Genomic DNA, 19,108 nt, shown 5'->3' on the forward strand with positions numbered 1-19,108 from the left:
TCAAGCCTTTCATTATTCTTTCATAAGGGTTTGTTAAGATGGTTCTATACAATCGTAAATGGAAAGGTGGAGGAAGATGTTACAGGAAGAAGGTAACAAATGGAGAGGTTATATTCGTAAAGCCGGGATGATTGGACTCATGCTGTTGCTCATTTTGCCGCATATGCTAATGAACCCAGTATCGGAAGTTTTTGCGGATGAGGCGGATTACGATATTTTGGATGTTGGTGGAACGATAACGATCGTAAAGTATTTGGGAACGGATACGGATGTGAATATTCCGGAACAGATTCAGGGAAAAGATGTTACAGCGATTGCAGATCAGGCATTTATGGGATTAAAGTTGGATAAAGTAACGATTCCCGGGACTGTCACGACCATAGGAATGGGGGCATTTATGGGATGTGAATTGGACGCTGTTATTTTAAATGAAGGGTTAATAGAAATAGGTTTGATGGCATTTGCAGGAAATGAAATGGAGAATGTTGATATCCCTGGTACAGTGACTACAATTGCTGAAGGAGCGTTTAGCCAGGGAAGTCTGAAGACGGTAACATTAAGAGAAGGTTTGAAAACAATAAAAGATAAAGCATTTTGGGATAATGAAATACGATCAGTACATATTCCGGAAGGCGTGGAGGTAATTGGCGAGGAGGCGTTTATTGATAACAAGCTGGAGGAAGCGACGCTGCCTGGTACAATTATTTCTATTGGAAAGAAGGCATTTATAGGTGAAGATGGTAAAAATAATATTCGCACGTTAACCTTGCAAGCAGGATTAAGCTCAATAGGAGAAAGTGCCTTTAAAGATAACTTGCTGGAGTCGGTTCGCATTCCTGGCAGCGTGTCTGTAATTGAAAAAGAAGCGTTCATGGGAAATGTGCTGGAAGCGGTTATCTTAGACGAAGGCGTGGAGGAAATTGGCGAGCACGCTTTTGCACAGAATAAACTGGAAGAAGTAGTGATCCCTAGTACTGTGAACCTTATCGCGACGAGTGCATTTTTTCAGAACGAGATTACTACATTAACGTTGCCCAATAGTGTGAGAACGATTGGCGATGCTTCATTTGCTTTTAATCCCTTAATAGAAATAAGGGTTTATAATGACGAACTGGTATTTGGGATGTTTCCTTTTTTTCAAGCTCCGCCTGCGACACCAGGGGATATAACGCTATTTGGTCATAGTGGATCGACAACAGAGCAATACGCGATAGCAATCGGCTACACGTTTCAAATATTGGAGGATAGTGGTTCAACGGATTGTGGGGAAAATACAGATTTTTCATGTGTAATTAATGAAAACGATACAATAACGATCACAGGTTATACTGGTTCGGACACGGATGTGCTCATTCCGGATACGATAGATGGTAAAGCTGTGACTATAATCGGGGAAGATGCCTTTACGGGGAAGCAATTAATAGCGGTTGAAATCCCATATGGTGTCACTAGCATTGAAAAACAAGCATTTTCAGCAAATGATTTAACTTCTGTAACGATCATAAGTTATAATGCCAGCATTGAAGGAAGCGCGTTTGAAGGAAATCAAACAAATCCAGCAGATCTAACGCTCTATGGTTGTTTCGGATCTGCTGCTGAAACACATGCCAACGATAAAGGTTATTCGTTCCAGGAATCATCCAAGGCAGAGTGTTTAGAGATGATCTTGACGCCAAGTGAAACAAATCCTACAAATCAAGATATTACGATTTCTGTAAGTGTGAATAAGCTGCAAGAAAGCATCCGGGAATTGAAGTGGGCAGAAGGAAGTAAAGACCTTGTCGATTTCCAGGCTGGAGACGGTGACGGTGTGACCGACAATCGATTTACTGTTTCGGAAAATGGAACATACACCGTATATGTAAAAGATAAGAAGGGGAATGAAAAAATCGAGAGGATAGGGATCAACAATATTGATAAATCCCTTTTAATCATTCAGGTGCAAATAGGAGATGGGGAGACAATTACCCTTCACGCATATGGCAGCGACTCTATTCAGCAGCTGAAACAAAAAATTCATGATACTGCGGGGATTGCAACGGAAAAGCAAAAAATATCTTTTGGAGGCAATGTGTTAGAGGATGGTCGCACTTTAGCAGACTATAATATTCTTAATCAAACTACACTGCAACTGGTCGTTTTATCAACTGATGCTAGTCCAGACCCGGTATGGGGAGTTTATATTCCTTCCAGTGACATAAGTTTGGACAGATTCGAGGCAATTGTTGATGGGGAAAATAGATTGCCTTTTGATCGGGCCCAATTTGAATATGATTTGGGCGATACGGAAGCAGAAACCGTAGAAATTATCGTGAAGACGCATCATCCCATGGCGAAAATCGCATTAGACGGCGAAGCGTTTGCAGATAAGAAAACATGGCATTTAAACGAAGGTAAAAACATGATCGATATCGTTATTTTCGCTGAAAACGGGGATGAAAAAACCTATTCCATCACAGTGAATCGATTGGCAAAGGTCCCATTCACCGATATTGCAGGTCATTGGGCAGAAAGCTATATCAAGAAGACCTATTGGGAGAGATTGTTTTATGGTTATTCAGATCAATCATTCCGACCGGATGAGCCGATAAGCCGTATGGAAGTAACAAGTCTGTTTGTACGATTATTGGAATTGGATGAACAAAAGCAGGTGCCATTTTCAGATGTTCAATCGATCGGGAAAGATTCAATGGAGGAACTTGAGAAGGCATATGCAATTGGTATGGTTAAAGGTTATCCAGACCAGACATTCAACCCCTTTGCCGATGTGTCACGTGCTCACCTTGCTTTAATTTTTTACCGTACCTATGACAAGGTAAACGGAACACCATACGAACCGAGACAGTTGGCATATTTCTCGGATACCGCAGGATATGATCAAGAAACACAAAACGCCATTGCGATGCTTGTTGAAATAAAAATTGCAGAGGGGTCCGACGGAAACTTTAGGCCTGACGATCAAGCAACAAGGGCGCAGGCAGCAAAAATGTTTGTAAAATTTAAAGAGGTGTTAGGCCGTCTGGAAAATAAGTAGTTGCTGAATTAATCGCCAGACTCAAGTTCGAGGTTGCACTGAGTATCGTAAAAGAAAGAGCCCAAACCATTGCGGTTTTGGCTCTTTTTGGCTCTCCAACTGCCCAATGATTTTTTACCGCTCTACACAAGTTCTTCAAAAGTGTGGGGTATATAAATTTAACTAGGGACTAGGAGAAAGTTGAATCAAGAGGGGATTTGAAAAGTGCATATGTTTCAATCGAGAGATAAGTTTGTTAAACGCAAGCGGTCGTTCTTCGTCGTACTTATTGCCATTTTTTTAACCGGATGTTCCATGCAAGGGAAGGAGAGCGATCCTGTTATACTGACTCACATTCACGGTTTAGGCTACACCTCCGACGGACAAAACATTTATATTCCGGCTCATGACGGATTAAGAAAGTTTTCTCAGGGAAAATGGGGTGAAGTTTCCGGATACAAACATGATTACATGGGTTTCTCGATGGTCGATGGCGGATTTTACAGCAGCGGGCATCCGTCCCTGGATTCGGATTTAAAAAATCCGCTTGGTATCGTTAAGAGTGCAGACAGTGGGAAAAGCTTGGAGCATCTAGATTTATACGGACAGATTGACTTCCATTTGTTAAGCGCTTCGTATACGGGCCAAACGATTTATGCATTCAACCCGGAACCGAATGCAAAGCTGAAAACGGTCGGTTTATATTATACACTGGATGAGACAAAAAATTGGCAGCAAAGTGAAATGATTGGCATAACGGAGGAAGTGGTTGCCATGTCCGCCCATCCGTATGAGGATGCGATTGTGGCGGTGGGGACGGAGAAGGCGTTATATGTGTCCACAGATTATGGCAACCGTTTTGAAAAATTAGCGAATATCCCAGTGACAGCCGTCGCGTATAGTTTGGAAGGCCAATTGTACGTCGGAGGTTATCAAGACAAAGGCGTTATGTTCAAGATGGGGGCTGAAAATACGCCTAATCAATTAACGCTTCCGGAATTAATCGACGATGCACCATCCTATATCGCCATCAATCCCGTTGATGAACGGGAGCTGGTGTTTACGACTGTTAATAAAGATGTTTACCTCTCCGACGATCAAGGGGTTACATGGATAAAGATAGCCAATCAAGGTGAAGCTTTAGATCGTTAAAAAGAGCAGTTGGACAACATCCAGCTGCTCTTTGCATTAATGATTATGATGAGCATGCGCATCGGGCAGACTTGCTTTAATGGTGCATAAAAGGTTGTCCTCATGCGTGTGATTTTCCGATTCCACTTGCAAGGTTACGTGGCGAATGTCTTTATGCTCCAGCATATGTTCGACTTTGTGCAATAAGGCTTCCGTTTCGTACACCGTCTTATTCCCATCCACTACAATATGGGCAGTCAGAGCATGCATATTGCTCGTAATCGACCAAATATGCAAATCATGTACACCTTTGACGCCGTCGACCTCCCTAATGGCTTGCGCGATGTCTTCTACCTTCATATTGCGCGGAGTTCCTTCCATTAATACATGCAAGGAAGACTTGCTCACGATATAGCCGCTGCGGAGTACGAGTACGGCGACGATGACGCTGGCCAACGGGTCGGCCCAGCCCCAGCCAAAGAACATCATGAGCAGAGCGGCCGCAATGGCGCCTACCGAACCCAGCATGTCGCTGATCACGTGCAAGAAAGCGCCGCGCATGTTCAAATTATGCTCCGTATCGCCGCCGCGCATCATAATCCAGGCAACCAGGATGTTAATCAGCAGCCCGATGGTACTGATGATAAGCATGCCAACCGTAGCGACTTCCGGCGGATTGGCAAAACGTTCGATCGCTTCATAAAAGATGTAAAGGGACACACCGATCAGAGTCAGTCCATTGAGCGTGGCAGCCAGTATTTCGAAACGTCTGTATCCGTATGTTTTTCCCGTACTGACCGCTTTTTCGCCGAATTTGAAGGCGAGTAAGGCAATCGCCAATGCCAAAGAGTCCGAAAGCATATGGCCCGCATCCGATAATAATGCCAAGCTGTTGGTCATAAATCCGCCCACTGCTTCGATGACCATATACGCCGTAATGATAATAAATGAAATCAATAAAATCTTTTTGTTGTTGTTGGTTTGCCCATGGTCATGGCCATGATCGTGGTGATGTCCCGCCATTAAAATCCCTCCACCATTAATATATGAACACTTGCTCATATGTTGTGTTGGTATTATTATAAGTGTATCAAAAATTACATGTCAAGAAAAATGTTAACTGAAAAACGTTAAATTGCTATTGTCAAGAATAAGCTCGTCAATCAAGGGGAATGTAAAAGAGACAAAAAAAGAGTTGACGTTTATAGGGTACGGGGGTATACTAAGTTTACGAAAGCGACAGTTTCCTATTTGAAAATAACCACTATCAATACTTGAAGGGACGGATGAAAATATGAAAAACATAACATTGAATGTACAAGGGATGAGCTGCCAGCATTGCGTGAACTCCATTGAAGGCGCGCTGAAAGAAATCGGCGCAAGCGGAAAAGTGAATTTAAAGGGCGAGTCGGTCGATGTGTCGTTCGACGAACAGAAGGTTTCTCTGGATCGGATCAAGGAAGTTATTGAAGAACAGGGCTATGACGTGGTCTGAGCTAAACGAAAAAGGAGTGAAACATAGTGGAAACGACAGCAACGAAGGCGAAACAGTCGTCATTTCAAATAACGGGCATGACCTGCGCCGCCTGCGCCAACAGGATTGAAAAAGGGCTTAATAAATTAGATGGCGTGGCCAATGCAAATGTCAACTTTGCACTGGAAAAAGCAAATGTCACCTACGATCCGGATAAAGTGGACGTAAAAAACCTGGAAGATACGATCAAGAAGCTCGGATACGGAACGGTGACGGAAGTGGCCCAGTTTAATCTGGAAGGCATGACCTGCGCCGCCTGCGCCAACAAAATTGAAAAAGGGCTTGGCAAACTGCCGGGCGTAACCAGCGCAACCGTAAACTTTGCAATGGAAACGGCCCGCGTCGAATATTCGGCTGGTGAAATCACGATCGAGGACATGCAGGAAAAAGTCAAAAAGCTGGGCTACAAAGCACTCGTCAAACAGGAAAATCAAAACGCGGCCGACCATCGCGTCCGCGAGATTCGCCAGCAGAAGCTGAAATTGCTCATCTCGGCCATTCTCTCTTTTCCGTTGTTGTGGACGATGGTGGGTCACTTCTCCTTTACGTCATGGATCTACATGCCCGATTTCCTGATGAATCCTTGGGTTCAGCTCTTGTTGGCTACACCGGTACAGTTTTATATCGGGAAGCAGTTTTATGTCGGCGCGTATAAGGCGCTGCGAAATCGCAGCGCAAACATGGATGTTCTAATTGCGCTTGGAACATCGGCCGCGTATTTTTACAGCCTGTATCTTACGATTGACTGGTTCGCCGCCGGGGATCAGATGCATCATGGCCCTGCGCTTTATTACGAAACCAGCGCGGTGCTGATCACACTGGTTATTATGGGTAAATTGTTCGAGTCGCTGGCAAAGGGACGCACTTCGGAAGCAATCAAGTCGCTGATGGGACTGCAAGCCAAAACGGCGTTGGTCATTCGGGATGGCCAGGAAATAACGATCCCGGTGGAAGACGTTATCGTAGGGGATGTCGTACTTGTTCGCCCTGGCGATAAAGTGCCGGTGGACGGCCAAGTGCTGGAAGGCGTGTCATCGGTGGATGAATCCATGCTGACAGGCGAAAGCCTGCCAGTCGAAAAGAAAGCTGGCGATTCCGTTATCGGGGCTACCATCAACAAAAACGGCATCCTGCGCATCAAAGCGACCAAAGTCGGCAAAGAAACGGCTCTTGCGCAAATCATTAAAGTCGTAGAAGAAGCGCAAGGCTCCAAAGCGCAGATTCAGCGGGTAGCCGATGTCATCTCTGGCATATTTGTTCCGATTGTCGTAGGGATTGCCATTGTAATGTTCCTGGTATGGTACTTTTTCATTACGCCAGGCGATTTTGCCCACGCACTTGAAATTGCCATTGCGATTCTCGTTATTGCTTGCCCTTGTGCTCTCGGTTTGGCAACGCCGACTTCGATTATGGCCGGTTCCGGCCGCTCGGCTGAGATGGGCATTCTGTTTAAGGGCGGCGAGCATCTGGAGCAGACTCACAAGATCAATGCGATCATTCTGGACAAAACCGGCACCGTTACAAAAGGCAAGCCGGAGCTGACCGATGTGATCACGCAAGACAACGAAGCGGAGTTTCTTCGACTTGTCGGCGCGGCCGAAAAAAATTCGGAGCATCCGCTGGCAGAAGCAATAGTGGCCGGTATTGTGGCCAAACAAATCGAGCTGCCGGGAACCGAATCGTTCGAAGCTATTCCAGGCTATGGCATCAAAGCCGTGGTAGACGGCCGGGAGCTGCTTGTCGGCACACGTCGCTTAATGGAGAAATACGATGTGGACGCTAAAGCTGCCTATGAGCCGATGTCCCGTCTGGAGGAAGCAGGCAAAACGGCCATGCTGGTCGCCATCGACAATCGTTACGCCGGTATGGTCGCGGTAGCCGATACGATCAAGGAAACGTCGAAAGCGGCGGTGAGCCGTCTTAAGCAAATGGGCATCGAGGTCATCATGATTACAGGCGACAACGAACGGACCGCCAAAGCGATTGCAGCTCAAGTCGGCATTGATCAAGTCCGGGCCGAGGTACTTCCAGAAGGCAAGGCCGAGGAAGTTAAGAAATTGCAGGCCCAAGGCAAAAAAGTGGCAATGGTTGGCGATGGCATTAATGATGCGCCAGCGCTGGCGACAGCGGACATCGGCATGGCCATTGGCACCGGGACGGATGTGGCGATGGAAGCAGCGGATGTGACGCTGATGCGCGGCGATCTGTCGAGCATTCCCGATGCGATCTATTTGAGCCGCAAGACAATGGCCAATATCAAACAAAACCTGTTCTGGGCGCTGGGCTATAACACGCTCGGCATCCCGATTGCCGCGATTGGCTTACTGGCTCCATGGGTGGCAGGCGCGGCAATGGCGTTAAGTTCGGTATCGGTTGTCCTTAATGCGCTTCGCTTGCAGCGTGTGAAAGTACGCCACTAATCAGGAAGTCAGAATGGAGAAGAGCCTAAAATGAAAAAAAGAATGATGCTCATTTTATCCGGAGTGTTGACTATTGGAATGTTGACCGCTTGCGGTACGCCAAAGGAGAGTGCCGATGGGCACGGCGGCTCCCATCAAAACGGAGCCGCAAACCCAGCCATAAACAGTAACGACTCTGGGTCACACGATGGTCACGATACAGATGAACATTCGGCAGACAACTATAAAGCTTCCTTTTCGTTTGCATCAGGAACGGCTAATGCATCCGAGAACACAAAGCTGAACGTTCAGGTGACCGACAGCAACGACCAGACCGTCCAGGACTTTGAATTGAACCATGAAAAACTGATGCACATCATCATCGTAAATAAGGATCTTTCTTACTTCAACCATATTCATCCCGAGTGGGACGGAAAGGGGACGTTTACGGTAGATACCTCATTTCCGAACGGAGGAGAATACAAAGTTTTTGCGGATTTTGTTCCAAAGGGCGGATCCGGCACAACGCTTAGCGAGTGGGTAACGGTAGACGGAGAAACCAAACCGCAGGAAAGCATCACAGCGGATGCGGAGCTGGTAAAAGTTGTTGATGGAAAAGAAGTCACACTGGCTCTTGGCAGCACAAAAGCAAAAGCTGAAGCCAAGCTGTCGTTTACCGTTAAGGACGATAAAACGAAAGAAGGCATCAGCAATCTGGAGCAATACCTCGGCGCTGTCGGACACGTCGTCATTCTTTCGGAGGATGCGGAGCAATACCTCCATGTACACCCTGTTGACGAAAAAGCATCCGGGCCGGAAGCGGAATTTATGACGGCTTTCCCGAATCCCGGCACGTATAAAATTTGGGGACAATTCCAGCATGAAGGCAACGTATTTACGGTCCCTTATGTCGTGGAAATTCAATAAAGCAAGGGGCGAATGGAAATGGGAGAGATCGTAAAAATTGCAATCAGCCCCGCTCTGCAGCTTGGCGGCAGCCTGTTTACATCCAAACAGCTCGGCATCATCGGTGATCTGATAGGACCGGATGCCAAACTGGAAATGACGCCCTTTAAACAGTTGTATGCGGATGTGGCGGTAGAGAAGCGCGATAGGATCCAGGCTGAGCTGGAGCAAAGCGGACTGGAAGTCAACCCGGCTGGTTTTGTCACCAAAAGCCTTATCGCCTGCAATTTTTGCAAGGGCGCGGAAGAAGCCGGGCTTGCGGTAGCCCAAACCTTAAACGGAGCGATTGCCGGCATTCCGACACCGATGCCGCTTAAAATCGGGTATGCCGGCTGTGCGTTAGGGACAAGCGAGCCGCTCATTAAAGACATTAGCGTGATTAAAATGCGAGATACGTTCGACCTATACGTGGGCGGCGAATCCAAAGGGCTAAAAACAACGTTTGCCAAGAAGCTGCATTCCGGATTAAAAGAAGAACGATTGATTCCGGCGGTTATGGCCATCATTGACTTCTATAAGGAACATGCCAAAAGCAAAGAGAAATTCAGCAAGTTTGTGGACCGAGTGACGTTAGAGCAGCTGCAAAAAATTACGGCATCCACGTAATATGGCGCCGTCGAAGACCACCCATTAAGGAGGAACGCAGATGGACGAAACAGTAAAAATCTATACGATTCCTACATGCAGCGATTGCAACTTTGCCAAACGCTATTTTAAGGAAAACGACATCCCGTATACCGATTACAACTGCGAAGAAGACCCAAAATATCCGGAAGAAGTTTGGAATCTTACGGGGAAGCAGGTCGTGCCGACGATTGTTATTGGCGACAAGGTGTTTGTCGGCTTTGCGGAAAACCTGAATGAAATAAGCGGCTTGCTGCAAAAATCGTAATGCTGTTCCAAAGCAGCCCGCCAAAAAGGGCTGCTTTGTTATTCCACTCGCCTTTTAGTGCCATGGGGTAGCTTTACTTTGGATGGGGGAGCATGATAAGGTAAGAATAATAAGGAGGGGATACACATCGATCACCATGTACAAGAGGATGCCTCGTGCAGCCATCAATCGTCTACCGAGCGAAAAAGCCATCATTCCGATAAAACGAAACAAAATTTAATTAGCCGACTCAACCGGATCGAAGGGCAGGTCCGCGGAGTCAAAGGGATGATCGAAAGGGATGTGTATTGCGATGATATCCTTCATCAAATCTCCTCGATTCAATCCGCCCTTAATGGAGTTGGCAAGCAGTTGTTGGAAGACCATCTAAAGAGCTGCGTGGTGGAGCGCATCGAAGAAGGCGATCGCGACGTATTGGATGAGTTGTTGACCACCGTCGCCAAATTAATGAAATAAAAAATGGGGAGAGGCGATCGTGGCCCTCCCGATTTCTGATAATCATCGCACCTTGTCGCTGGCAAGGTGCTTTTTACATTGGATGGTCCAATTAACCGTCAATTGGCTGGTTACATCTCAGCCAATCCCGCTTACGATAGATTCACAAGACATCAAACTCAATCAACTAAGGGGGAATCGTTCCATGTTAGTAACGAGCAGCTTTATTATTCTCAGTGCCGCATTCGTGGGGGCACCGTTGGTTCTATATTTCGCAGGTGTCCATATTATCCGAGAAGATGACCGGCAAGTTGCGGCAGCGATCGGCAAGGAGGAGGTCCAGTCATGAATGTTCCTACGAGCATTTGGATTGCTTCGGCGATTATTATAATCGTGTTGTCCTGGATGACCTTTTGGATTACGAACAAAGCCTACTCCAGAAGATGGGACGAGATCGAAGTTGACAAAAAGGATGAACTGCAATAGTCGCGACCCACGGCACAGCAGACATCCAATGTCCGGCTTAGATCAAGCTTCGTAGAGCCTGGGCGAAACCGGCAACGCCCGGAGCAATTTCTTCTTCCTTTGGCCTGGCGAATGTAAATCGCGCATAACCTTTGTCTGAACCGTAGACGCTGCCTGGGACGAACACGGTTCCGGCGGCGATGGACTCTTCCAGCAGCTTGCCTTCCGGGACCTCGGGAAGCAGCCTGCACCAGAGATGCAAGCCCCCGCTCGGAGCTTCGAATTCTACCAGGCCGCGCAGTTCTTTGTCCATGGCTTCGATGAGCAGATCTCTTTTAAATTGCAGCGATGTCCGAAGTCGGTCCAGATGGGGGGCGAAATGCTCCGAGCGCAAGAACTGCCCCGCCACCAGCTGAGGCAGAATGCTTAGGCCGAAATCCATCTGCTGTCTGGCGTCCGCCAGACGTTCGACGATGGTATGGGGGGCGACCATCCATCCGACTCGCAAGCCGGAAGCAGCGATCTTGGAAAAAGAGCCGATATAGAGGACGGTGCCCGCCTGGTCTATGGACTTAAGCGGACTCGGCGGCAGATCGCCGTATGAGGTCAGGCTAAACGGATCGTCCTCGATAATGGGGAGTCCAAGTTCGCCAGCCACCTCCAGCACCCGCTTTCGTCGTTCGTCGCTCAGTACCGTGCCCGTAGGATTCTGGTAATTGGGATTTAGAAATACAGCCTTAATCCGATGTTTCCGGTATAACTCCAGTATATCTTGGGGATTGACGCCGCCCTCGTCCACCGGCAGTCGAAATAGCCGGAGCCCCGCCGATTGGAACAAAGGCAGCGAATAACAATAGGACGGATCTTCTATCGCAACGGCTTCGCCCGGAGACAACAGACATTGCGTGATGAGATATAGGGATTGCTGCGAACCCGACGTTATCAGAATCGAAGATTCCGTTGTCCTAATGCCGCGGTGCCGCAACAAATATTCCGCTACGGCCTGACGAAGCGGGAGCGAACCTTGCGGGTTATCGTAGCCCAGATAGGCTGTATAATCGTGTTCCTTCAATAAAGCCGCGATCTCCTCGGTCGGGGCAAGATCTCCGGCCAACTCGCCGCTAGCCATATCGATCAGCCCCGGCCGTTCGGCTAATGCTTCCCGAATGCGTCTCATGAAAGGCAGATTCGGCAAAAATTGGCCTCCCTCGGCGTAACGGCTCCAGTTAGGCGTATGCCGCGGGGCAGCGCCCCATTTCATCATGCTGACCCGTGTGCCCCTCCCAACGTGGCTCTCGACGATTCCCATCGCGCGAAGCTCCCCGAATGCTGCAATGACGGTGCTTCGGTTGACCTGAAGCTGTACCGCCAACTTCCGTTCGGAAGGAAGAACGCTGCCTGGAGGGAAATCGCCGTAAGCGATTCTCTGCTCCAGATAATCGGCAATTTGTACGTAGAGCGGGCGGGCGTCATCTCGATCGGGCTTCCACACATCAGAGCCTCCTTAGAATCTATTATGCCCGGATAATCCGGTAGTAGGACCTGTCTGAGTATTATCATATCATGATCGGGCATCTTTAATCGGACCGACAATCGTAATCTTGGAATAATTTTGTGAACGCGGACGGTGTTAATTATGGCAAGGATAAAAGGAGGAACGGCGACAAGGGCGCAATGGCTGTTGACCGGCTGCGTGTCCGCTCTGCTGGCATGTACCGGAGGCGCCATCATGATCGTGCAAGCCGCAGGGGCGGCAGGACTCGGCAAGGCCGAGCTTATATCCTGGTTCACCTCGGCCTACGTTGCAGGCGGATTCTTGAACATTTTGTTAACCTTGCGTTACAAAATACCATTTGCCGGAGCGCATTCCATTACGGCTACTGCCTTCCTGGGAACGGCGGCTGTCGGCATGTCCTATCCGCAGCTGGCAGGCGCGTTTGTAATGTCAGGACTGCTTCTGATGCTTCTCGGTGTCACAGGCTGGTTTGGAAAGTTTTTGTCGCTGCTTCCCAAGCCATTAATTGATGCATTGTTAGCCGGGCTTTTGTTAACGTACGTCGTTGCAATGGTGCCGGCGACCGTGGAGTTGCGGATTGCCGGTTTGTTAGCGGGAGCCGGCTACTTTTTTGGACCTCGTTTGATCAAGTCGCTGCCACCCGCTTTGTGGGCCTTGTTGCTTGGGGGAGTGGGAGTTTGGCTGCAAAACGGTCTGCCGGACCTGCCTTCATCGACCTACATCGCTCCATTTATGGTCGTGCCGGTTTTTACATGGGAGGGACTGTTGTCGCTTGCTTTTCCGCTTGCCTTGTTGATCTTGACCAATGATATAGCGGTAGCGAGCACCTCGCTCCGAAGCCATGATTTTCGGCCTCCGGTCAATCGTATGATTACAGGATCGGGAGTCGCCAGCGTCGTCGCGGGTATGTTTGGCGGAAGCTCGGCGAATGTAGGGGGCTTGATGAGCGCTCTCTGCAGCAGCCCGGAGTCCGGAGCGCATGGCGAGCGGTATAAGGCGGCGCTAGTCTCTAGTCTGATCGTTGTTGGATTCGGCGCCGCAGCTTGGAAGGTTGTTGATGTCATCGGTGTCTTGCCCGAAGCGTTTGTCGTTATTTTGACGGGCTTTTCTTTGCTGGGGTTGTTTATAAGAGGCGTAAAGAACGCTTTTGTGGACAAAGAGCTGCGGATTCCGGCCTTCGTCACCTTTGTGATTGCCGTGCTCCATGTCCATGTTTTGGGGATTGCTACGCCGGTCTGGGCATTGCTAGGCGGGTTGGCCGCGATGTGGGTGATTAAGAAAATGAGGACCAGGGCACATATCCATATGAAATGACGTAGGAGCGCGAATCACTTATTCGCGCTCCTTAAACGTTATGGGTATCGTGATATATTCCGCGCCTATCACGTCGTATCCATTTTTGTTATAGCCGCCAATGCTGATGCCGATAGGGAAGGAATCGGGAATCGGCATATCGGGAACCGATACCATCTCGATCAGCACGGAGCCTTTGCCGCCGCGGGTGGAGTGATGACCGCGATCTCTTCCTATTTCGATAAACGTTTTGTACTTCTGCTCGTTATCTGTGGAAATCCAGGTTGCCGGCCAGCCGGCAATATCATCAAGCGTTCCATCCTCAGGGTAGCTGCTGGTCAATTGTTTGACGGTAAGATGACCCGGCATGCTAAAGGAAACGCCGCCCCAGTCCTCGGGATCGATCTCGAGCTGCGATACAATTCGGATAATGCAGCTGCCATCATCGGCAGCTTCTACGAAGACCGTGCCCGAGGCAAATGAATGCAAACCGACAGATTCAGCTGCGACTGCAAAAGGATGAATTTCGATGATTCCCTGATTTGCTATGGCGTGAGAGACGGTGCTTGTTCCTTTAAAAAGGTTGGAGTAGAAAAAGTAGTATGCCGCTACAGCCAGAAGAATCATAGCAACTAACATTAATCTTTTTCGTCTATTCATACAAATACCGGTTGATCTCGTCGACAATGATGTCGGGATCGGTGAAGTTGATCATATGACCGGAATGCAGAGCCTCAACCCAGCGACCATTATCCAGGGACTGAACGGTACGCTGATGGGCTGCAATAATGGCCGGCCTCATCTTGCGCTCGGCACGTGCGATAAAGGTTCCGGAGATCACGCTGACCGGCAGCGGTCCGAGCGTCGGCGGTTCCGTTCGCATTCGTGCTAAATCGTCGATAAAGGTAAGCGATTCCGCGTTGGACGCGCGCGCGGCATGCACCGTAAAGTCTTCGCGAAGATGATCCTCCACGACGTCGGCAGGCTGCACTTGGCCGACCTTGCCGCCCATCAGCTTGTATAATCCGATGCGGGCCATAAAAGGCAAAATGGCCCGCATGACGGCGAACGACTTTGCCGTGGACGGAGCGAAATAACTGCCGCAATTCTCGTCGGACGGATCGACAAGAACCAGCGCCCGGATACGCGAAGGGTCGCTTGAGGCAACGGTACGAATGACGGGGCCGCCCCAGCTGTGGCCGACGAGTATGAAGGGGCCTGGTCCGAGATGATCCAGCAAACTGCCAAGATCGCCCGCCAGCCGTGCTAATGTTCTCGGCTCGCGATCTTGCTGGCTCCTTCCCGCGCCCGCTCGGTCGTAGACGACCGCTCGGGTCTGTTCGCCGATTAAGGGCTGCACGAGACCCCATTGCGAGCGCGAGCAACCCATACCGGATTCGAAAACGACGGTGGGGGAGCCTGTTCCTTTTATCATGTAATGGAGCTTGCGGCCGTCTTGTAATGTTACGTATGAGCTAGTGCCGTAAGAATGGGACTGCGACATCATGTATTAATCCTCCAGTCATGGGATGATAACGGTTATCGCAGGGTTAGTGTAGCAGATGCGCCAAATTCGGGCAAGAGAGGAGGCGACTTTTAAAGCTGGGAAAGTATCTTTCTTAGAGAAGCCTATAACGAAGAAAAAACGTCAAAGCCGTATTGAGCGGCTTGACGTTTGTATCCTGCTTGGTGATAACAGCGGCAGAGATCCTATGGAAGGTGAAGTCTGTTAGTGACGCAACAATTCAAGCTTATCTATCCAACTCCGGGAAACACCAGGCGTAGGACTGAAAGTAGCCGCTGCTGGCATTGATGTGACTCGCGACGGGGCGATGCGGAGCAACGAATCTCTCGTAGGCGGGATCCCCGTATAGATGTGTTAAGCCCTCGTACATGTCAAGCGGCCAAGTATGGGCTGAGAGCGGCTTCGGCACATTCTGATCCATCTCGAAAGGCCACTCATCCGCGCGGCCGTCTATGTAATAGAGCAAAGTATCGAGCGCTTTTTTTAGACTTTTGCCAGAGGGGGAAACCCAGCGGAATAAATCCTCGCCTGTTTCTTCCAGCACGATTTTGGCGGCCGCCGTCAGCGGGGCAAGAGAGAAGTAATGATACCACATGCCGTTAATTCCTCGTACCGTCTCCTCCGGGATAAAACCCGACAAGTCCAGCGATTCATCGATATGCGCCTTGAGGTGGATGGCTTCCGAATGAATAGCATCGCTGTCATTGATAAAACGATAAGTGCATAACTGGGCGTACAAGCTCCAGCTCCACCAATTATTGCGTCCGGGGATCCCGTCCCAGGCGGGCAGACAGACGGTTGTTATCCATTGGTTGAAACGTCCTCTATGCTCTGCGCTCCAGCCCTCGTAATGTCGGATTCGTTGGGCTGCCAAAATGAGGCCGGTGCCAAGATAAGCCGATACGAGCGGGCCGTCGTTGTCGGCAAAACCTACATTGACGGATGACCAGCCGTCGATAAGCTCGGCTGCTTTGTCCGCGTAGACGGTTTCTCCGGTCAATCGGTAAGCCGTTGCCGTCGCAAAGGCGGCTTGAGCATCCGCTTCCATGAGCCGCTTGGCGGCTTGATGGCCTTCCTTGTCGTAGTAGAAACCTGGAATATGCCAGATTGCCACGGCGTGGCTGGATACGGATAGACTTTCGTTCGCAAGCTCGATCAGCCTTTCTGCCGCGGTAGAATTAGCCTTCATCGCAATGTCATCCTTTCGGAGAGCCCCCAAGGGATCGTCTTTATGTAAATCATAACGACTTTATTATAGTTCGAAGCGCTAATCTCCGGTTGCGATAAACTATCGCTGCATTGCGGTTATAGAAGCGGATGTATTCCGTTTTAACGATGATCGCGGTACGTATTCGGCTTCGTCGCCGATCGCAGCGCTTTTAGCTCCGCATCGTTTAATGGTTGGCAGGCCGCCGCGGTTACATTGAGGCGAAGCTGGTGGGCGCTGCTGGCGCCTGTCAGTGCGACAGCGACAGAGGGATCGGAGAGCGCATAACGAATCGCCGTTTGCCCCAGCGTTCTTTCTTCGTTGGTCAGTCCGAGCAGCGTTTCGCGAACCCCGGCCAATTCCTCCGGCGAATAGTCCAGATAGCCGCGCTCCGCCTTCGTGCTGCCATTGTCCGTGAGAATGCCGCTTGCAAGCGGGCCGCGCGCGATCAAGCTGATTCCTCTGTCCGCGAGCAGCGGCAGCGTCGTTTCCTCCGGACGTCGATCCAGCAGGCTATACTGGCTCATCAAGCTGACAATGCCGGAGCGCGAGGCATATTCTCTTATGACGTTAGGTCGTATGGATGAGATGCCATAATGGCGAATAAGGCCCGCTTGCTTCAACTCCTCGAACGCTTCGATCGTTTCGCCGATGGGATCGTCGATGGTCCCGCCATGAAGCTGATACAGATCGATATAGTCTGTGCCAAGTCTACGTAGACTGTCTTTGACCGCCGTGAGGATGTAGGCTTTGGAAGCATCCCAGGTCCAGCCGTCCTTGCCGGGCTCCCGGCGATTGCCGACTTTTGTTCCCACAATGACTTCCGAACGGCGGTTCTTGATCGCCTTTCCGACAATCTCTTCGTTTCTTCCGGAATCGTAGAGGTCGGCCGTGTCCAGGAAGTTGATGCCGAGCTCGATCGCCTCGTCTATAATAGCCGTTGCCTGCTTCTCGTCCGTTCCGAGAGACATGCAGCCAAGTCCGATCTCGCTGACCAACAGGTCCGATGACCCGAGTCGATTCTGTTTCATTGTTATCGTCCTCCTTGAGAGTTAGTTTTCACATGAAATACCTCGGTCGACATCGTCATCAGTTCCACGATCTGCTCCGCCATGTAGACCGGAGAGGAAGGGAAGTCGTCTTCGATCCACCGAATGATCAACCCCGCAATGCCATGAGCGCGATAGACGTATAGCCACTTGATGTCGACCCGGGTATCTTCGTCCAACTCATATTCGTATTCTTCAATAAACAATCGTTCGATCGCCTGAGCCATCCGATAGCGGAAATCCACCTGAATATGGTCGCTCAAGAGCAGCTTGTACAAGTCGGCATTGTCCTTCAAATAATTAAACAGCGTGATGTCGCCGGTGGGAAGCAACTTCATGTTGACTTTCTCGCTGGATTTATAGGGATGACGGATTTGAGAGATCATTTCGTCCAGCGTTTCCCGCAGCATCTCGTTCAGCAGATTTTCTTTGGTTTCGAAATTGGCATAGAAGGTTCCTCTATTGTAGCGGGCTTCCCTGACGAGCTCCGTAACCGCGATTTGATGGAAAGGCTTCTGCCGGAGCAACTGCAGAAACGTTTCCTTGAGCGCCTCCTTGGATCTAACGATCCGTTTGTCGATGGTGTCGGACACTTTGTATCACCTCTCCTACTAAGTATCGTAGAACGAAGAGGGCAATGCAACATCCGGTATACAAGTTCGTCCGATCTGTACATTAACGTACAACTCGCAGAATCTGCGGATTGAAGATGAATGGCTTTGTTAATAAAGTTGAATGATAAGCACATACATCTTAGACCTTGGAGGTTATGTATATGACATTTCCGGTATTGGAAGGCAAAGTAGCGATCGTAACAGGCGCGGCCATGGGGATGGGAGAAGCGACGGCGAGACTGTTCGCGGAAGCGAAAGCCAAAGTTGTCATCGCGGACTTTAATGAAGAGAAGGGACGCGCGGTTGCCGATTCAATCAAGTCATCTGGCGGGGAAGCTGCTTTCGTGAAGGTCGATATATCGAAAGGCGATCAAGTGAAAGCGATGGTGGCATTTGCGGTCGAAACTTACGGCAAGCTGGACGTTGCGGTGAACAATGCCGCGCTAACGCCTGACGACAAGCCGGCTGCGGAATTCGACGAAGCGTATTGGGATCGTCTCATCGCGGTCGATCTGACGGGAACGGCGCTTTGCATGAAATACGAGCTTCAGCAAATGTTAAAACAAGGAAACGGTGGCTCCATTATTAATATTTCGTCCGTCAGCGGCTTCCGCCCGCAGCCGAACAACATCGCTTATGTCGCGGCGAAGCACGGAGTCGTCGGCATGACGAAGGTAGCCGCGATGGAGAACGGCAAGTACAACATCCGCGTCAACAACGTCGCCCCGGGAGCTATTGACACGCCGATGCTGCGCGGGGCGCTGGAGCAATTCGGCTTCACCGAGGAAGAGTACGCGCCGCAGCTAAGCCTGCTGAACCGCTTCGGTCAGCCGACCGAGATCGCCCAAGCTAGCCTGTGGCTGGCTTCGGACGCTTCGTCGTACGTGACGGGCACCACGATTCACGCGGACGCGGGATATACTTCGCGCTAACTAGCGATTTTTACGCAAGCAGGCAAAAGCCTCCGGTTGGAGTTTCTCCAACTGGGGGCTTTTTCGCGTTTTTGAGGGGATTGAGACATAGGAGGAGTGGCGGATTATAGTGCTGCAACTGTAAGGAAGGGGCTTGT

Annotated in this window: 19 protein-coding genes; 12 read left to right on the forward strand and 7 right to left on the reverse strand. The window is 49.8% G+C overall.

The window, feature by feature from the left end:
- Window positions 1–76: 76 nt before the first annotated feature.
- Together H7F31_RS16570 and H7F31_RS16575 are read left to right on the forward strand one after the other, a co-directional pair.
- Entirely contained in the window at window positions 77–3,034 is a 2,958-nt protein-coding gene (locus tag H7F31_RS16570) for a leucine-rich repeat protein (RefSeq protein WP_187105101.1), read from the forward strand.
- 210 nt (window positions 3,035–3,244) lie between these two features.
- Window positions 3,245–4,165, forward strand: a complete 921-nt coding sequence (locus tag H7F31_RS16575; RefSeq protein WP_397374707.1) for a F510_1955 family glycosylhydrolase — start codon at window positions 3,245–3,247, stop codon at window positions 4,163–4,165.
- A gap of 36 nt (window positions 4,166–4,201) precedes the next feature.
- Here H7F31_RS16575 and H7F31_RS16580 read toward each other — a convergent pair whose 3' ends face one another.
- Window positions 4,202–5,167, reverse strand: coding sequence for a cation diffusion facilitator family transporter (locus H7F31_RS16580; protein ID WP_187105103.1), 966 nt, complete (start codon window positions 5,165–5,167; stop codon window positions 4,202–4,204).
- Between the two features lie 271 nt (window positions 5,168–5,438).
- Between H7F31_RS16580 and H7F31_RS16585 the strand changes: the two genes are divergently transcribed.
- From H7F31_RS16585 to H7F31_RS16620, 8 genes are all read left to right on the forward strand, one after another.
- The gene (locus tag H7F31_RS16585; protein ID WP_108991398.1) at window positions 5,439–5,639 is read left to right on the forward strand and encodes a copper ion binding protein; all 201 of its coding nucleotides are present in this window, start codon (window positions 5,439–5,441) and stop codon (window positions 5,637–5,639) included.
- 26 nt (window positions 5,640–5,665) lie between these two features.
- Window positions 5,666–8,098, forward strand: a complete 2,433-nt coding sequence (locus tag H7F31_RS16590) for a heavy metal translocating P-type ATPase (RefSeq protein WP_187105104.1) — start codon at window positions 5,666–5,668, stop codon at window positions 8,096–8,098.
- A 30-nt stretch (window positions 8,099–8,128) separates the two neighbouring features.
- On the forward strand, window positions 8,129–9,004 hold the full coding sequence (locus tag H7F31_RS16595) for a hypothetical protein (protein ID WP_187105105.1): 876 nt from the start codon (window positions 8,129–8,131) through the stop codon (window positions 9,002–9,004).
- Between the two features lie 18 nt (window positions 9,005–9,022).
- The gene (locus H7F31_RS16600) at window positions 9,023–9,649 is read left to right on the forward strand and encodes an NAD(P)/FAD-dependent oxidoreductase (RefSeq protein WP_187105106.1); all 627 of its coding nucleotides are present in this window, start codon (window positions 9,023–9,025) and stop codon (window positions 9,647–9,649) included.
- A 40-nt stretch (window positions 9,650–9,689) separates the two neighbouring features.
- Complete coding sequence (locus tag H7F31_RS16605; protein WP_187105107.1) at window positions 9,690–9,935, forward strand: glutaredoxin family protein; 246 nt, start codon at window positions 9,690–9,692, stop codon at window positions 9,933–9,935.
- A gap of 120 nt (window positions 9,936–10,055) precedes the next feature.
- A complete protein-coding gene (locus H7F31_RS16610; RefSeq protein ID WP_187105394.1) occupies window positions 10,056–10,391 on the forward strand; it encodes a metal-sensitive transcriptional regulator in 336 nt (111 codons plus the stop codon).
- A gap of 184 nt (window positions 10,392–10,575) precedes the next feature.
- Window positions 10,576–10,719 (forward strand): hypothetical protein, encoded by a 144-nt coding sequence (locus H7F31_RS16615; protein ID WP_187105108.1) that lies wholly within the window; start codon window positions 10,576–10,578, stop codon window positions 10,717–10,719.
- Window positions 10,716–10,856 (forward strand): hypothetical protein, encoded by a 141-nt coding sequence (locus H7F31_RS16620; RefSeq protein WP_187105109.1) that lies wholly within the window; start codon window positions 10,716–10,718, stop codon window positions 10,854–10,856. Before H7F31_RS16615 ends, H7F31_RS16620 begins: the two co-directional genes overlap by 4 nt.
- Before the next feature lie 37 nt (window positions 10,857–10,893).
- On the opposite strand, the gene H7F31_RS16625 is transcribed toward H7F31_RS16620, so the two are convergent.
- Window positions 10,894–12,327, reverse strand: a complete 1,434-nt coding sequence (locus tag H7F31_RS16625) for a MocR-like pyridoxine biosynthesis transcription factor PdxR (RefSeq protein WP_187105110.1) — start codon at window positions 12,325–12,327, stop codon at window positions 10,894–10,896.
- A 144-nt stretch (window positions 12,328–12,471) separates the two neighbouring features.
- Between H7F31_RS16625 and H7F31_RS16630 the strand changes: the two genes are divergently transcribed.
- Window positions 12,472–13,665, forward strand: a complete 1,194-nt coding sequence (locus tag H7F31_RS16630) for a benzoate/H(+) symporter BenE family transporter (protein WP_187105111.1) — start codon at window positions 12,472–12,474, stop codon at window positions 13,663–13,665.
- An 18-nt stretch (window positions 13,666–13,683) separates the two neighbouring features.
- On the opposite strand, the gene H7F31_RS16635 is transcribed toward H7F31_RS16630, so the two are convergent.
- The 5 genes from H7F31_RS16635 to H7F31_RS16655 form a co-directional block, all read right to left on the reverse strand.
- Window positions 13,684–14,283 (reverse strand): hypothetical protein, encoded by a 600-nt coding sequence (locus H7F31_RS16635; RefSeq protein ID WP_187105112.1) that lies wholly within the window; start codon window positions 14,281–14,283, stop codon window positions 13,684–13,686.
- A gap of 13 nt (window positions 14,284–14,296) precedes the next feature.
- Window positions 14,297–15,151 (reverse strand): alpha/beta fold hydrolase, encoded by an 855-nt coding sequence (locus H7F31_RS16640; RefSeq protein ID WP_187105113.1) that lies wholly within the window; start codon window positions 15,149–15,151, stop codon window positions 14,297–14,299.
- 244 nt (window positions 15,152–15,395) lie between these two features.
- The gene (locus H7F31_RS16645) at window positions 15,396–16,358 is read right to left on the reverse strand and encodes an alginate lyase family protein (protein ID WP_187105114.1); all 963 of its coding nucleotides are present in this window, start codon (window positions 16,356–16,358) and stop codon (window positions 15,396–15,398) included.
- A 140-nt stretch (window positions 16,359–16,498) separates the two neighbouring features.
- Window positions 16,499–17,407 (reverse strand): aldo/keto reductase, encoded by a 909-nt coding sequence (locus H7F31_RS16650; protein WP_187105115.1) that lies wholly within the window; start codon window positions 17,405–17,407, stop codon window positions 16,499–16,501.
- A 2-nt stretch (window positions 17,408–17,409) separates the two neighbouring features.
- On the reverse strand, window positions 17,410–18,018 hold the full coding sequence (locus tag H7F31_RS16655) for a TetR/AcrR family transcriptional regulator (RefSeq protein WP_187105116.1): 609 nt from the start codon (window positions 18,016–18,018) through the stop codon (window positions 17,410–17,412).
- A 182-nt stretch (window positions 18,019–18,200) separates the two neighbouring features.
- On the opposite strand from H7F31_RS16655, the gene H7F31_RS16660 reads away from it, so the two are divergent.
- On the forward strand, window positions 18,201–18,971 hold the full coding sequence (locus tag H7F31_RS16660; protein WP_187105117.1) for an SDR family NAD(P)-dependent oxidoreductase: 771 nt from the start codon (window positions 18,201–18,203) through the stop codon (window positions 18,969–18,971).
- Window positions 18,972–19,108: the final 137 nt, after the last annotated feature.

The organism is Paenibacillus sp. PAMC21692 (assembly GCF_014303795.1).
Lineage (GTDB): Bacteria > Bacillota > Bacilli > Paenibacillales > Paenibacillaceae > Pristimantibacillus > Pristimantibacillus agaridevorans.

Bases quoted from the DNA above. Each gene is read 5' to 3' on its own strand.
- H7F31_RS16570 (WP_187105101.1), top strand. From the start codon at position 77: ATGTTACAGGAAGAAGGTAACAAATGGAGAGGTTATATTCGTAAAGCC.
- H7F31_RS16575 (WP_397374707.1), top strand. From the start codon at position 3,245: ATGTTTCAATCGAGAGATAAGTTTGTTAAACGCAAGCGGTCGTTCTTC.
- H7F31_RS16580 (WP_187105103.1), bottom strand. From the start codon at position 5,167: ATGGCGGGACATCACCACGATCATGGCCATGACCATGGGCAAACCAAC.
- H7F31_RS16585 (WP_108991398.1), top strand. From the start codon at position 5,439: ATGAAAAACATAACATTGAATGTACAAGGGATGAGCTGCCAGCATTGC.
- H7F31_RS16595 (WP_187105105.1), top strand. From the start codon at position 8,129: ATGAAAAAAAGAATGATGCTCATTTTATCCGGAGTGTTGACTATTGGA.
- H7F31_RS16600 (WP_187105106.1), top strand. From the start codon at position 9,023: ATGGGAGAGATCGTAAAAATTGCAATCAGCCCCGCTCTGCAGCTTGGC.
- H7F31_RS16605 (WP_187105107.1), top strand. From the start codon at position 9,690: ATGGACGAAACAGTAAAAATCTATACGATTCCTACATGCAGCGATTGC.
- H7F31_RS16615 (WP_187105108.1), top strand. From the start codon at position 10,576: ATGTTAGTAACGAGCAGCTTTATTATTCTCAGTGCCGCATTCGTGGGG.
- H7F31_RS16620 (WP_187105109.1), top strand. From the start codon at position 10,716: ATGAATGTTCCTACGAGCATTTGGATTGCTTCGGCGATTATTATAATC.
- H7F31_RS16630 (WP_187105111.1), top strand. From the start codon at position 12,472: ATGGCAAGGATAAAAGGAGGAACGGCGACAAGGGCGCAATGGCTGTTG.
- H7F31_RS16635 (WP_187105112.1), bottom strand. From the start codon at position 14,283: ATGTTAGTTGCTATGATTCTTCTGGCTGTAGCGGCATACTACTTTTTC.
- H7F31_RS16640 (WP_187105113.1), bottom strand. From the start codon at position 15,151: ATGATGTCGCAGTCCCATTCTTACGGCACTAGCTCATACGTAACATTA.
- H7F31_RS16645 (WP_187105114.1), bottom strand. From the start codon at position 16,358: ATGAAGGCTAATTCTACCGCGGCAGAAAGGCTGATCGAGCTTGCGAAC.
- H7F31_RS16650 (WP_187105115.1), bottom strand. From the start codon at position 17,407: ATGAAACAGAATCGACTCGGGTCATCGGACCTGTTGGTCAGCGAGATC.
- H7F31_RS16660 (WP_187105117.1), top strand. From the start codon at position 18,201: ATGACATTTCCGGTATTGGAAGGCAAAGTAGCGATCGTAACAGGCGCG.